We start from the raw sequence: 14874 nt of genomic DNA on the forward strand, positions 1-14874 counted from the left end.
GAGGAAATGCTGGAGCTGGCAGGTATCCCATCAAATTATCTTGATGATGCAGCCAGATATGGCGATGACTTAGCGATAAGCGCCAGCAAGCATGGGGATGAAGCGGCAAGTGCTGGTAAGAAACCTGGTGGGGCTGTAGATGACTTTGCCAAAGAACCGTTCTTACCAGATGAATACTACAAAAATAACTACTCATCTATGGATGGAACACCAAATAGCAAAATAGAATTTGAAAGACTGGGTTCAAGTGGAGAAGTAGAAAAATCAATAGTGATTTACGATCAAAATGGAAAACAGAGTATGAGAATTGATTATTCGTATCACGGAAACAAAGCGCATCATACAAATCCTCATATACATGAATATCAATGGTTTGATGGAGGATTATCTGCAAATGAGGCAAAATATTTCTTGGATGAGAATGGTATACTTCGACTAGGAGAAATAGATAAAAATACTAATACTATTAAGTTTTTGAAGTAAACTTTAGGGGGATGGATAATGAAGAATTATATAAAAAACTACGAAAAATTGCAATCTAAAAGGGATGTAGCGTTAGGTTGGTATGATAAGCAAATCATGCGGATAGACTTTGGTATAGAAGAAAATATTTTTAATGAGCAATTAACAATTTTGAACATAGATACTAAAATTGCGAATGTAGCAAACAACCAAATTTTTTTAGAAAAGTTACGATTTGTAAATGTAAGACAATTATCGTTGAGAGAAGTTAACTATTCCCCTATTGGAAGGCTTATCATACATGATATGAGAGAGGAAAAGGTTGATTTTCCTAATGATATGCGTTTTCATGTACATGATGATAGTGGTTATGGAGAAAATGATGGATATGGTTTTATTAACTTTTATTGTGAAAGCATTGAAGCTATTGGCTTGGAAGAATTTCCATATTCGGATTTCTAATTAATATTTATTTAGTGCAAGTGCAAGTATTTAATTTATTTGATTTTTTCATAAAAAATAAAAAGGTACTTTATCACAAGACTGGTAATCGAGTGATAAAGCCTTGATTAGTAAGAACACACTCACTAATCAAGTTGCCAATAGCTAACAAAAGCTAGCTGTATTTATTGTATAAAAGCTCATTATTGAAAAAAGAAGCGATTCAATATTGTTGTTTCTTTTTCTACATCTAGAGTTAATTTATAGCCCAGAGAAAGCTAGTGGGGCTAATCCTCCTAAAACAGATTTTGGCGCAGAGAACCCTGTATCTGGAAAAGATTGGAATAATTATTTTAAAGATAAATATGGTGCTGGAAATGTTAAATGGAAACCTAGTTCGTTAGAGGATATTATTTCTAACCCTGAAAAATTATACGGAAGCTCTAAAAATGAAATCAAATCTATATTGGGGGAAGAATGGACTGAGGCATCATATGGTTCAGCTGGTACTGGTTGGAAGTTTACTAACGAAGGAGATGGAATGGTATTCTACCACCCCGGTGAGGGAATACATGGAGGTTCATATTATGGATTTTCAACAGGTGATACTGGTAAAGTTAAAATTGTTGGGGAAGATTATATAGACTTTTCAAATGATAAAGCAACAATTATAAAGTTTGGAGGTAAATAGTAGTTGAAAAAATTATCTTTAGGTGAAAAGTTTGATTGGTTTATAGATACTTTAAATAAAAGTGGTATGTTCATTTTAGATTTATCTAATGAAGAAATAGAAACATTCATTTTTGAAGATTTAATTGTTGGTGTTACTTCTTTTCTCAGTAAAAATAATTTGAATGAGTTGAAAGAGAATGGACTAATTGATGAAGAGATTGAAAAAGATGCTTATCTTCTCAGAAAAAAAGTATTAAATATTGACAATACAAATTTGTGGAATATTGATAGTGTGAGACAAAGTTCTGAGTGGCTAGACATATTTAAAATTTCTGATGAGTTGAAGAAAAAGATTCATGAAAGATGGTCTGATGAAGAAATAGAATACTTGAAAACAACATAAAAAGGCACTTCACTATCTGATTGGCGTCGGATAGTAAAGCCTTGACTAGTAAGCTAGAACTCACTAATCAAGTTGCCAATAGCTAACAAAAGCTAACCCTCAACAAGTTGAGTATACCACAATTTAAGAAATTCTCCAATTCAAGAAATGGGATAGGCTGACGCTTTCTTGCCCACTGCTCGAAATAGTGAGTATGTAGAGGCTTCAAACCGAGATTGCCACTCATAGCTTGAATAGAACTGGAGGACTATGGACAGAACCAAGTATTTGTATGTAGGTATGGACATACACAAAGAAACCCATACCGCTGTATTATTGAATTATTTAGAAGAAAAACAAGGTGAAATTACCATCAAAAATACCCTACAAGGATTTCACCAATTAGAAAAGTATGTATTGAAACAAAAAGGCGAACTGATCCCAATTTTTGGGTTGGAAGACGTAACGCATTATGGAAGGTATTTATCTATTTTCTTGCTAGATAGGAAGTATCCTGTAAAAGAAGTGAATCCCTCGTTATCTTTTATGGAACGCATGAGTTATGCCAGTACCAAGAAAAATGATAGTTGGGACGCCCAATGTATAAGTGCAGTTCTTATGAGGCGTTCGCACCTTTTACCTGACGCCAATCCGCAAGATTATTATTGGACAATGCGTCACATTGTGAACCGAAGAAATGCGTTAGTTAAAAGTTTGGGAGGTCTTACACGACAATTCCATGAACAACTACAAGTTGCTTATCCAAGCTATAAACAGTTTTTTCATGAATTAACTTGTGCTACCTCTTTAGCCTTTTATGAAAGATTCCCTTCACCCAAGTATTTAGAATACGTATCAGAGGAAGAACTAGGGGCATTCTTACGAGTACCAAGTCATAATACTTGTTCAACAAATCGAGCGAGAAAAATTCTTGATTTAGTGGCACAAGAACAACAGACAACCTTAGACTATCAAAAAGAAAGAGATTGTCTTGTTCGAAGTATTGCCCAACAAATTCGGTTTATCTTAAGAGAGATTTCAAGTATAGAAACACTCGAAAAGAAAATGTATAGAAGATTAGGCTATCAATTGGAAACAATACCGGGTGTAAATGTCGTAACAGCTTGTTCCTTAGTCGCTCATATAGGCGATATACATCGATTTTCCAGTCCACACAAACTAGCAAATTACGCAGGTGTAGCCCCTTTACACTTTGGTTCAGCAGGAAAAGGAAAAGACGTACAGAACAAGTCACAAGGGAACAGAAATCTCTATTCTACGCTTTACTTTTTAGCCATACAACAAATTTATCTCACGAACAAGGGAGAACCAAGAAATCCAGTGTATCGAGCGTACTTTGAGAAGAAAATATCCGAGGGGAAAACCAAAATACAGGCTTTAATCTGTATCATGCGAAAGCTCATTCGAATTATCTATGTGATGATGAAGAAAAAAGTTGCTTATGAACTCCCAGAACTGAAACAGAAGGCTGTAAGTTAATAGAAATGTGTTAGAATATTGTTAAACCAATGTTCTAACACACATTCTTAAAGGTATATTTCAGCCCAGAGAAAGCCAGTGGGGCTGGAGTAGAAGAAACAGTCACATATCGCAGAGTTCAAGGTGGAGATAGCAAGGATTTACTTTTAGTTAATGATGATGGTACACTATCACTAAATAGCAAGTGGAAAACTGACCATAATTTAAATGTTTCAACAGGGCAAGATCATGCAAATTATTTCCAAGGTAAGCGTCCAGATTCTTATGTAGTTGAATTTGAAGTACCTCAATATTTGGATGACTTAATTAAAGAAAATGCAATTTCTCAAAATGGGTATAAAACTAATCCTTTGAATCAAGGCGGTACAGCTCCTAAAATAGTTGATAAAGGTGTTTTTGATAAATTTAATTTTGAAGGAGTTGCTTATGAACTGCCAGATCCTATTAATCAGTGGTTAGTGGAGTATGCTAAAAATGCAAAAATAGTAAAGTGAAAGAGGTGAGTATGCTAGTATGCAAACACCTATATATGCAGAAAATATTATCATAGGGGTAAAACGTAGTGGAGTGTTAACTTGGTATATTACTGATACAGAATTATGGTATTTGGATTATAGCCAAGCTGGATATTCCAGTGAAGAGTATCCAGAAGAAAGAAGGAATATAAGTATTTTAAATGAGGATACAGCAAATATTTTTTTGAAAAATGTAGAAAAATATAAAGCTTCAACAAAATCTATCAAATTGAACTTTTTTAAAGAGCTTAGCAGAGATAGAGATGATGCTGTATATAATTATAATCCTAGTCTTTTAATAGATTTTGATAATCGCATTGTTTATTCCAATTATCCTGAATCTATATCTTTTGAAGAATATATTCCTGATGATTGGACTGGATATTTCGGAAGATTTTTTGAGCAAATTTCTTTAGAATACAGATATTGGGAAGAAAATGGCATAAACTATTTAACTAGAAAGGATTAAATTATGGAAAAAGATAAATTGACCATGATAAAGGAAACATTTAAAAATGAAGAGACTGGAGAACTAACACCAGGTGTTACAATAATTCTTGATGGTAATGTTGCTCAAGCGTTGGATATAATCATGGAAAAGAAAGGATATTCTGATTATCCTGAGGCGCTAAGAGATGTTATTTTCGAGGGAATTCATAGTTTTATAAAACAAAATAACTAAATAAAAAGCCACTTTATCACAAGACTGGTAATCAAGTGATAAAGCCTTGAATAGTAAGGATAAACTCACTAATCAAGTTGCCAATAGCTAACAAAATCTAGCTTTATTGTAGAAGCTGAACAGAAAATGATAAGGGATGTTGATCCTTCACTGGACTTTACCGTCATCAATGACCTGTTTTTTCAGGTAATTGAACCGTATCAGGATGTCCGAGATATCTTTGTTCTTATCTCGATAAATTTTGTGAATGGCTCATTGGAATATGGTTTGTTGGTAAGTGGGGACAGAAATTTTTCTCGTCACAAATTTAGTTCCTGTGAAGAGTTGGCAGTGTTTATCAAAAACGAGGATACTGCTCCCAATATCTAAAAGTCAGCAATCCGCTTCCTGGTTGAGAAGTGAACTGCTGACTTTTTTTCAACGATTACTGATCTTCTTTTTCCTGATCGTCTGTATATTGAGCGTCAGAATGTTCCGGTTGTTGATAAGAATCCGGTTGCGGAGAATAGTCATTTTCAGCTGTTTGCTCGTTGTATTGATCTGTTTGATTGTATTGATTATTTGTATACTCAGAATAGCGGTCAGAGTGACCGTATTCGTTTGTCTGATTATCATATGACTGATTATCGTACAGATTTTCTGTTTGCTGGCTATCTTCATATTGATGATTGGTCGGGCTGTCAGAGTATTGGTCAGGTTGTGAATAATAATCATTTTGCTGTTCAGAATAGTAATTCTGATCGTAGGAATTCTCAGAGGTTTGCTGCTCATACTGGGTTCCCTGATCATAATGCTGCTCGGATGAGTAGTTTTCATTCGTCTGATCGTTTTGATAGTATGTATCATTAGGATAGTTATCCTGATAAGTATGCTCTTGCGGCTGATTCGTATAATAAGCGTCCTGATTGGAATAAGCTGTCTGATTTGTCTGTTCCTGTTCAGCTGTTTCGTCATTTAGATAGACGTAATTTTGCTGATCTGTCGGCTGTTGCGGCTGGGCAAATTTTTCAACAATTTTATTTCTCAGTCGCTCTTGTTTTTCTTCTCTATCTTTTGTCAGTGTTAAGTAAATAATCAGTATAATCATGATGATGGTTAAAATGATCAGCCCAATATATTGACCGAATGATATAAACATGATGACCTCCTCAGTCATTTTGATTTTCTTTCAGAGTCTAGTGTATCAAATGTTTCTTTTTCCGTCACCCTTTTTAAAGTTATTTTTAAAAGACTTAAGGTGCAAGAGGGCTATTTTGATGGGCTGTAAGTCTAAAAATGGTCGTTCTTTTACTTAGACAGGATACATTTTTGCTTCAAATAGTAACAGCGAGGCAGAAAATAAATGAAGATTTCTGAGACTTTTTCCGGGATTTAACGACTATAACGGAACCGTCATATAAAGTTCAAAATAGAAAAATAATTTGTTCTCAAAATCTTCACAACTTCAATGTATTATGAACTCATACCAATAAACAAACCCTAACAAACACTTTTTCATTTTTAACTCCTTTCCCACCCTCCCCCAAAGGGTGGGTAGTTTTTTGGGCTAAATTAAGCAGAAGGGATGAGAGAGGGGATATCTATTTATTTATTTTAGAATTAGCAAAGGTGTCGTTAGAACTGTTCATTTTTAACGAATTTTACTTAAGATAGTTTATGAGTAGCTGCTGTCTGTGTGGTCATATACGGGCTGATTTTACATTTACAGCTAAAGTTTTATCAGATTATGTCAAGACAGCCGTTAATTATTTATTAATAGAGACAAATAAGTTTGGTTAGAGATATTGAGTGTGGTAAACTATAGAAAGTAAGCATTTTGGAGGAATAATTTTGAAATCAAAAGAGATGTTAAAGACTATATTATTTTTTGTCGGACTTGCATCCATTCTGTTTTTATTGAGACAGTTTGTATTCATGCCGGTAGTTGTAAAAGGTCATTCGATGGATCCGACATTGGCAGACGGGGAACGGGTGATTGCATTAAAAAATACTGGAGTGGATCGATTTGATATCGTAACCTTCCCGGCTCCCGATGAAGAAAATAAAAATTACATTAAACGGGTGATTGGACTTCCCGGTGAAACAATTGAGTATAAAAACGATGTGTTGTATGTGGACGGTAAGGAAGTAGATGAACCGTATCTGGATCAGTTTAAGAAAGACTTAACGGACGGCGGTCCTCTGACCTATGATTTTTCCCTGGAACAGCTGGACGCAGAGAAAGTACCGGAGGGTGAATATTTTGTGCTGGGTGATAACCGCAGAAATTCAAAAGATGGACGGATGATCGGCTTTGTAAGCGAAGAAAAGATTTCCGGAAATGTTAAATTCGTCCTATGGCCGTTCAGTCGATTTGGAACGATCTAGAGCTGGAAAGAAGCGGCTCGTTTTCAGCAGATTGATATTTGTTAATAGGCGAAATAAATGAAGAACATTGATAGTTAATCTATTTTTGACAATACTAAAACTGGGATCAGCAGTGTTCCCGGTTTTTTGTTTGGAGTAAAATGAAAAAATAAAGCTGATTGACTTGTATTCTGCGTATTTCATTTTAATCGGTCATTATTAATCAGAGTGGGATTGTATTAGGATGTGTCAGAAAACAATAAAGGAAGCTGGAGCGGCAATGCTTTAAAGTTCACTTATTTCATTATTTCGAAACTAGTTGCTGCTAGAGTTTTCAGACTGGTCCTAGTCAGTATACTGAAATCAGTTGTATAATAAGAGAAGTGTAAAATGCTCAGAGGATGAATGAAAGGGTGTGTCATATGTCATTACAGTTTATTCGAGGAACGGGCGATAAAAATCTGGAATCAGTGATGGTTAGTCAGGCATTGGAGTGGCTGGCTGCAGATCAGAAAAATCAGGTTTTTTATCTGGTTCCCAACCATATAAAATTTGAAAAGGAAGTTCAGATTCTTAAGGAAATAAAAGAGCGGATAAATCCTGCCGTGAAAACAATGGCAGCCATGCGTCTGCAGGTTTTCAGTTTTCAGCGGCTGTCATGGTATTATCTGCAGCATACCCCATATTATCAGCAGGAAGTACTTACTGATGTTGGTGCCGCAATGATTTTTCGAAAAATTCTATCCGAGCATGCAGAGGATTTAACGGTTTTTCGCGGGGAGATCAATAAATCTGGTTTTATTCAGCAACTGTTTGCTCTTTATCAGGAAATGAAAGATGGAAATGTTGCATTGGAGGATCTGGCGCTCCTTCTTGATAAGGAACAGTTTTCTGAAGGGCTGGATACAGCACAGAAATTAAAGGATATTCGCTGGATCTTTACAGAGTTTGAACGTCAGTTGCAGCGGCATGGTATTAATGAAATTGAGTTGATCACAGCTCTTTGTGCCTATTTGGCATTTGAAGATTTGAGCAACGTTATGTTTGTTTTAAACGGATTTGATCATTTTACAGCAAAAGAACAGCAATTGCTGCAGACTCTCTTGAAGCAGGGGGCTGAAGTGAAAGTATCGTTGATTCTGGATCGTGCATACCCTGTTGAAAAACCGGCAGCTGTTGATTTGTTTTATGGAACAGGAACAACTTATTTTCAGCTGTACCAGTTGGCTCGTCAGGTAAAAGTACCTGTACTGACTGACCATGCAGAAAATAACCTGTCGCAGATTCGCTCTGAGGGCATCCGCCAGACAGCAGAATATTGGGTGCAGACGAGAAGAAGCCTGGATGACGGGAAAGCAGTTCCGAAAAATATTGAGAGTATCCAGCTTTGGTGCAGTGAAACACCAAAGGAAGAGCTGAATGCTGCAGCAAAGGAAATTCGCAGATTGGTTTCGGAGGAAGGCTATCGCTATAAGGACATTCAGGTAGCTGTCAGAGAATTTGATAAGTATCAGCCGTTGTTGAAACCAATCTTTCGGCTGCATGATATTCCAATATATATCGATCAGGATATGTCGATGGAGCAGCATCCTCTGGTGGAATTTATTCAATCGCTGTTCGCCGTCAGCAACTATCATTTCCGTTACCGTGATGTTTTGAGATTTTTAAGGACAGAGCTTTTTTTTCCGGGCTCTGTGGTCAATGATGATTTCGATTGGGAAGTTCAACGAAATGAATGGCGCAGAAGAATTGATATCACTGAAAATATTGTTTTGGCTTATGGATATGAAGGGAATTCCTGGACACGGGAAACAGACTGGCAGTTTCTCCGCTATGATTTTGAAGAGGAGAAGCAGGATGATACTTCTGATCTGGAAGTCGAATCCAATAAAGTGAGACAGGCAGTTCGTCAAATCCTGCCGACATTTTTTAAAGCATTCAAGGAAGCTGAAACAGGCGAGGATGCGGCTGTTTTGTTCTATCGATTTTTACTGGACAGCGGGGTTCAGGAACAGATGCAGAGGTGGCGGAATCAGGCAATCGCTTCAGGTGAACTGGAAGAGGCACGGAATCATGAACAGACCTGGGATGCGTTGATGGCGCTGCTGGATGAATATGTGATGATTTACAAGGAGGAACCTTTTGATTTTGATGAGTTTCAGGAAATCTTTTCCAGCGGACTTGAGGGTCTGACCTACAGCAAGATCCCAACCTCTATTGATCAGGTGCAGATCCGTAATATTGATACGCTTCATCCGGGACAGGGGAAAGTGACCTTTGCAGTTGGTCTGACGGATCAGGTCTTTCCTAAAAAAATGGAAAACAAAACACTGCTTTCTGATGAAGAACGTGTTCGGATGAATGAGAGTTTGGATGACGGAAAATTTTTCATGCAGGACACACGACAACGACTGGCTCGCGAGCCTTATGTTGCTTATATCATGCTGCTGTCGGCAACAGATAAGCTCTACTTGTCTTATCCAAGAATGACGGATACGTCCTCTGATGTCAAGCCGTCTTCCTATTTAACGATTTTGCAGAAAAATCTGCAGCTGCCGATGATGGAAAAGGCCAGCTTGTCAATCTCAGATGATGAGCAGACCAGCTTGGCACACGTGGGGACTTATCGAACTTTAATCAGTGATTTGACTAATTTAAAACGTCAGAAAATAGAAACCAATCATGGCTTGTCCGGCTTCTGGCTGATGCTGGAACGAGCATTGGGGAATCAGCCGCTGGCACCACTGGCAACTCGGATTTTTGAAAGCCTGAATCATCAAAATATACCGGAATCAATCGGAGAAGAGCTGGCTGAAGAGCTGTATGGGAAGCATATTCATACCTCTGTTTCCAGAGTTGAAAGCTTCTATCGCTGTCAGTACCAGTATTTTTCCAGATACGGACTGAGATTGAGGGAACGGGATGTATTTGGCTTGTCTTCTGCAGCAACTGGAGAATTTTTCCATGAAGCCCTTGATCAGTTATTTAAGGTTTTGATTAAAAATAATCTCAACCTTTCTGATTTGTCAGATGAAGAGCTGAATCATGTAACTGAAGAGGTCCTGCAGGTGACAATGGGCGATCAGCGATTTGATATACTGAATTCGTCTCATCGAATGAACTATATTCGCTATCAGCTCCATCAGACTATTAAGAAGGTAAGCTGGGCATTGAAAAAACAAAGTGAACGAAGCGGGCTTTCCACTGTACAGACAGAGGTGCTGTTTGGACAGCTTGCTGGAAAAACAGGGATTCGCGGCTTGGAGCTGCCGCTAAATAGAGACGGACAGATCAGCGTTCGCGGGAAAATCGACCGTGTGGATCAGCTGGAAATCGATGGAGAGACGTATCTCGGGATTATTGATTACAAATCCAGTCATCGGAAGTTTAATTTAACAGAGGCCTATTATGGTTTGGCAATGCAGATGCTGACGTATTTGGATGTGGCTCTGATGGATGCTGTGGATTTAGTGGGACAGCAGGCAAAAGCAGCAGGCTCATTGTATCTTCATGTCCATAATCCAATGCTGAATTATGATGGAGAAGACAATCAGGAACGACAGCTGCTCAAAAAATTCCAGTTTGACGGTCTGTTGTTGAATGATGCCAAGCTTCTGGAGTATTTGGATCGCTCACTGGAGCCAAAACAAAGCTCGCTGGTTTATCCGATTGAAGAATCTGCCAAAGAGCTGATCAAGCCGGGGCGAAGACAGGAAGATAAGTTCGTCACACTGGAAGAATTTGAGACACTTCGAGATCATAATCGAAATAAATATACAGAGGCGGGAAATAAAATCATCAGCGGTGAAGTAGATTTGGACCCAGCCTATCAGGGAAAAGAGCGGATTGCCTGCAAATTTTGTCCGTTTCGCAGTGTCTGTAATTTTGATGTGATGCTGAAAGAAAATAATTATCATCGAATGGAAACAATGAATAAGCAGGAGGTTCTGGATCGTATGAGACAGAAAGATGGAGAGGGGGGACAAAGCAATGAGTAGAGAAATTCCATTACGCCCTGAAAATGAACTGTTTACAGATCATCAGTGGCAAGCCATTTTTGATGAAGGACAAAATATTTTGGTCTCTGCTTCGGCCGGATCTGGAAAAACAACGGTTCTGGTTCGGCGTGTGATCGAAAAAATCAAGAGCGGGACGGACATCGACCGTTTGCTGGTTGTGACCTATACAGAAGCTGCTGCCAGAGAGATGAAGGAACGGATTCAGGCAGAGCTTCAAAAAGCGCTGAATCAGGTTAGTGATCCAGCGCAGAAACAGCATTTTATCAGACAGCTTTCCCTGCTGCCGACTGCGAATATCAGCACACTTCATTCCTTTTGCTTATCTGTCATTCGCCGATTCTATTATCTGATCGACATGGACCCGGTGTTTCGCTTGTTAACGGATGAAACGGAAATGCTGCTTCTTAAGGAAGATGTTTGGGATGACCTGAGAGAATCGTTGTATGAACAGGGAGAAGCAGCATTTTATCAGCTGACAGGCAACTTTTCCAATGACCGCTCAGATGACGGACTGACTCGACTTATTTTTTCTCTATATGAGTTTGCAAAAGCAAATCCTGATTCGGAAGAATGGCTGGCGAAGCTGCCTCAGACTTATCAAATTGAAGGAGACATAGGGGAATCCTCTTTATATCAGGAAACCTTGAAGCCTCAGATATTGGAAAGTCTGCAGCTGGTTATTGAGCGCTGCAATCGTGCGCTGGACGTTTCAGCTGGTCAGGAGAAAATGGAGAAGATCGCTGCACTGATTGTCAAAGAAACAGAGTGGGCGCAGCAGTTTGCTAAGTATCTTGAAAACAATCAGCTTGAAGCTGCCTATCAGTGGAAGGAGCAGCTGGTGTTTGACCGTTTTCCTACGGTGCGGGTTGCTGAGCTGAAAGAAGATGTGGAACAGATTAAAGCGCTGAGAGATCAGAATAAGAAAGCAATCAATGATTTAACGGCTTCGCTGTTCACCTTATCCCCATCTAAAATGAAAGAAGTTATGAGTAAAGCGGCTGATCTGGTCAGCAAAATGGCCGAGGTTGGTGCTGCATTTATGAAGAAGTATGGCGAAGAGAAGCTTCGTAAAGGTCTGGTGGATTTTAACGATCTTGAACATTTTACGTTGAATATTCTGGCACAAAAAAATGAAGCAGGCTGGGAGGCAACAGAAGCTTCCAGCTATTATCGAAGCAAGTTTGATGAGGTGCTGGTGGACGAATATCAGGATATTAACCGGCTGCAGGAAAGTATTTTATATTGGCTGTATCGTTCAGAAGACCCTGAAGGAAATCTCTTTATGGTGGGGGATGTAAAGCAGTCCATTTATTCCTTTCGTCTGGCAGATCCAAGTTTGTTCATTGAAAAGTATAACCAGTATGGCCGTCAGGAAAATGGCAAACGTATTGTGCTGGCAGAGAATTTCAGATCACGCAGGAATGTACTGAATTTTACCAATCTGGTATTTGAACAGCTGATGGATGAACGTGTGGGTCAGATAATCTATGATGAAGATGCACAGCTGGTAAACGGCTTTCAGCAGTTTTTGGAGGCAGAAAACTATGATACAGAACTGTTGATTTATGAGAAGAAAAAAATAGTGGAAGACATGCCGCCTGTGGTGCTGTCAGAGGAGCTGCTGATTGAGGATAAAACGGAAGGCGAGCTGCATATGACTGCTCTGAAAATCCGTGAAATGATTGATCAGGGCTTCCAAATCTATGATAAGAAGCTAAAGGCTAACCGTGCTGTCACTTATAAGGATATTGTATTGCTGACGCCAACGAAAAAGAACAACCTGACTATTTTGGAAATCTTTAAAGCCGTTGGTATTCCTCTGCAGGTGAATGATGCACAGAACTATTTTCAGGCAACGGAGATACGGACAATGATTTCTCTGCTTCAGATCATCGATAATCCTTATCAGGATATTCCGCTGGCTGCCGTTCTGCGGTCGCCGATTGTCGGTCTGAAGGAAACAGATCTGGTTCAAATACGTCTGACTCAGAAGGAAGGTCTGTACTACGAAGCGTTTCTTAAATTTAATGACAAAGCGGAAAAAACTGCAGAAGAAAAAGAGATTGCAGAGAAGACGTTTCGGTTTGCAGATAGTCTGGCACGGTGGCGGGAGATGGCACGCAGAGTTCATTTGTCTGAACTGATCTGGAAAATTTATGAAGAAACCGCCTATCTTGATTATGTCGCCGGGATGCCTGCAGGCAGGCAGCGGCAGGCGAATCTGTATGCATTGATTGACCGGGCAGCGAATTATGAAAAGACGAGCTTCCGCGGACTGTTTCAATTTATCCGTTTTATCGAAAAAATGCAGGAAAAAGATAAGGATCTGGCAGAGCCGGTTATTTTAGAAGATGAAAATGCGGTTCGGGTAATGACGATTCATGCCAGTAAAGGATTGGAATTTCCGGTTGTGTTTATTTTAGATATGACCAAGGAATTTAATCTTTCAGATTTGAAAGAACGGTATATTTTTGATGATCGGCTAGGTACGGGTATTCGGTATCTGGAAGAAGAAACCAGAATATTGTATGATACACTGCCGTTTCTGGCGTTGAAACAAATTAAGATGAATAAGCTGCTGTCTGAGGAAATGCGCAAGCTCTATGTGGCACTGACGAGAGCAGAACAGAAGCTGTTTCTTGTAGGCTCATACAATGATCAGGAAGCAGCCTGGAAAGAATGGGGCAAAGCCAAAGAGATTTCAACCGTAGTTCTGCCTCAGGAAAATCGACTGCAAAGCAAAAGCAGCCTGATGAACTGGATTGGCATGACACTGATTCGGCATCCAGATGCGAGCAGTCTGCATTCCTTCTATGAAACCACAGCAGTTTCAAAAGTACAGGAACATCCGGGAAGATTTAGTGTGTCCTTTTTTGATGATCAGCAAATTCAGCAGGCATTTGTTTCACTTCAGGCGGAACATACGGCTGAACCAGTTGAATCGTCCAGACAGGAAAGCCAGGTACTGCTGACTAGAGGCTTAAAAATTTTAAATTATCGTTATCCATTTGAAGTGGCAGCAAAAACTACAAATTACCAGTCTGTTTCGGAAATTAAACGGATATTTGAAGATCCGGATGAAAGAGCCATAAGTAAAATGGAAATTTCGGATTTAGCAGGTTCTTCAAAAGAACAACCTGTTTCAAAACCTTTGATTGGTCGGGTGAACCCTAACAGTCAGATTGTTCATCGGATGACAACGCAGGAGTTTAGCAAACCGGCATTTTTAGAAGAGATTCAACAGCCCTCTGCTGCCGAGATTGGAACAGCGACACATTATCTTTTACAGCTTTTGGATTTAAATACATCACCTTCAATAGAAAGTTTGGAACAGCTGGTGAAGGAATTGACTGATCAGGGACTACTTACGGAGAATATAAGTAAAAAAATTGATTTAGCCAAGCTGCTGGACTTTTTTGACTCTGAACTCGGACAGTTAATGCTTGCAAATCCGGAAAAAGTAAAGCGGGAGCAGCCGTTCTCCATGCTGCTTGAAGCAGATCAGGTGATTAAGGATTATCCCGAACAAACTGGTGATGATTTGCTGATCCATGGGATTATCGACGGGTATGTGGAACTGGACGAAGAATGCATTCTGTTTGACTATAAAACAGATTTCGTTAAGAATGTGTATGACCCCAAAGTACTGGATAAGATCATCAGTCGTTATCAAGGTCAGTTGAGGCTTTATCAACAGGCACTAAGCCTGTCTTCCGGGAAGGAAGTCAGTCATGTTTATATGGTTCTGTTAAACGCAGAAGTGATTGTGGATATGCTGGATAGAAAAGTTATTGAAATAAGGAAAAATTAAGATGAAAAGCAGATTGACTTACAAATAGTAAGTTCTATGCTATA

General features: G+C 39.0%; 13 protein-coding genes. 12 read left to right on the top strand and 1 reads right to left on the bottom strand.

What is annotated here, in order from left to right:
• The 9 genes from IW492_RS14990 to IW492_RS15030 form a co-directional block, all read left to right on the top strand.
• Positions 1 to 483, top strand: a 483-nt coding sequence (locus IW492_RS14990; RefSeq protein WP_202068604.1) for a hypothetical protein, incomplete at its 5' end; no start/stop codon positions are given.
• Positions 484 to 501: 18 nt separating this feature from the next.
• A complete protein-coding gene (locus tag IW492_RS14995; protein ID WP_202068605.1) occupies positions 502 to 924 on the top strand; it encodes a hypothetical protein in 423 nt (140 codons plus the stop codon).
• A 208-nt stretch (positions 925 to 1132) separates the two neighbouring features.
• Positions 1133 to 1594 (top strand): hypothetical protein, encoded by a 462-nt coding sequence (locus IW492_RS18160; protein WP_236671941.1) that lies wholly within the window; start codon positions 1133 to 1135, stop codon positions 1592 to 1594.
• A gap of 3 nt (positions 1595 to 1597) precedes the next feature.
• On the top strand, positions 1598 to 1978 hold the full coding sequence (locus tag IW492_RS15005; protein WP_202068607.1) for a hypothetical protein: 381 nt from the start codon (positions 1598 to 1600) through the stop codon (positions 1976 to 1978).
• 249 nt (positions 1979 to 2227) lie between these two features.
• On the top strand, positions 2228 to 3457 hold the full coding sequence (locus IW492_RS15010) for an IS110 family transposase (RefSeq protein ID WP_202068608.1): 1230 nt from the start codon (positions 2228 to 2230) through the stop codon (positions 3455 to 3457).
• 293 nt (positions 3458 to 3750) lie between these two features.
• Entirely contained in the window at positions 3751 to 3951 is a 201-nt protein-coding gene (locus tag IW492_RS15015) for a hypothetical protein (RefSeq protein WP_202068609.1), read from the top strand.
• A gap of 19 nt (positions 3952 to 3970) precedes the next feature.
• A complete protein-coding gene (locus IW492_RS15020) occupies positions 3971 to 4441 on the top strand; it encodes a hypothetical protein (protein ID WP_202068610.1) in 471 nt (156 codons plus the stop codon).
• Positions 4442 to 4444: 3 nt separating this feature from the next.
• A complete protein-coding gene (locus IW492_RS15025) occupies positions 4445 to 4654 on the top strand; it encodes a hypothetical protein (protein ID WP_202068611.1) in 210 nt (69 codons plus the stop codon).
• 126 nt (positions 4655 to 4780) lie between these two features.
• Complete coding sequence (locus IW492_RS15030; protein ID WP_202068613.1) at positions 4781 to 5023, top strand: hypothetical protein; 243 nt, start codon at positions 4781 to 4783, stop codon at positions 5021 to 5023.
• A 55-nt stretch (positions 5024 to 5078) separates the two neighbouring features.
• Here the strand turns inward: IW492_RS15030 and IW492_RS15035 are convergent, their stop codons facing one another.
• Positions 5079 to 5792 carry a hypothetical protein gene (locus IW492_RS15035; RefSeq protein WP_202068669.1) on the bottom strand — a complete coding sequence of 238 codons (714 nt, stop codon included), beginning with the start codon at positions 5790 to 5792 and terminating at the stop codon, positions 5079 to 5081.
• 686 nt (positions 5793 to 6478) lie between these two features.
• Between IW492_RS15035 and lepB the strand changes: the two genes are divergently transcribed.
• From lepB to addA, 3 genes are all read left to right on the top strand, one after another.
• A complete protein-coding gene (gene lepB, locus IW492_RS15040) occupies positions 6479 to 7021 on the top strand; it encodes a signal peptidase I (RefSeq protein WP_324254747.1) in 543 nt (180 codons plus the stop codon).
• Positions 7022 to 7422: 401 nt separating this feature from the next.
• Positions 7423 to 10998 (top strand): PD-(D/E)XK nuclease family protein, encoded by a 3576-nt coding sequence (locus IW492_RS15045; protein WP_202068615.1) that lies wholly within the window; start codon positions 7423 to 7425, stop codon positions 10996 to 10998.
• Positions 10991 to 14830 (top strand): helicase-exonuclease AddAB subunit AddA, encoded by a 3840-nt coding sequence (gene addA, locus IW492_RS15050; protein WP_202068617.1) that lies wholly within the window; start codon positions 10991 to 10993, stop codon positions 14828 to 14830. Before IW492_RS15045 ends, addA begins: the two co-directional genes overlap by 8 nt.
• Positions 14831 to 14874 lie beyond the last annotated feature (44 nt).

It is taken from the genome of Enterococcus sp. BWB1-3 (genome assembly GCF_016745275.1).
Taxonomy (GTDB): domain Bacteria; phylum Bacillota; class Bacilli; order Lactobacillales; family Enterococcaceae; genus Enterococcus_L.

What these genes read in the sequence shown, in the direction of transcription:
- IW492_RS14995 (WP_202068605.1), top strand. Translation starts at nt 502, where the DNA reads ATGAAGAATTATATAAAAAACTACGAAAAATTGCAATCTAAAAGGGAT.
- IW492_RS15010 (WP_202068608.1), top strand. Translation starts at nt 2,228, where the DNA reads ATGGACAGAACCAAGTATTTGTATGTAGGTATGGACATACACAAAGAA.
- IW492_RS15020 (WP_202068610.1), top strand. Translation starts at nt 3,971, where the DNA reads ATGCAAACACCTATATATGCAGAAAATATTATCATAGGGGTAAAACGT.
- IW492_RS15025 (WP_202068611.1), top strand. Translation starts at nt 4,445, where the DNA reads ATGGAAAAAGATAAATTGACCATGATAAAGGAAACATTTAAAAATGAA.
- IW492_RS15030 (WP_202068613.1), top strand. Translation starts at nt 4,781, where the DNA reads ATGATAAGGGATGTTGATCCTTCACTGGACTTTACCGTCATCAATGAC.
- IW492_RS15035 (WP_202068669.1), bottom strand. Translation starts at nt 5,792, where the DNA reads ATGTTTATATCATTCGGTCAATATATTGGGCTGATCATTTTAACCATC.
- IW492_RS15045 (WP_202068615.1), top strand. Translation starts at nt 7,423, where the DNA reads ATGTCATTACAGTTTATTCGAGGAACGGGCGATAAAAATCTGGAATCA.
- addA (WP_202068617.1), top strand. Translation starts at nt 10,991, where the DNA reads ATGAGTAGAGAAATTCCATTACGCCCTGAAAATGAACTGTTTACAGAT.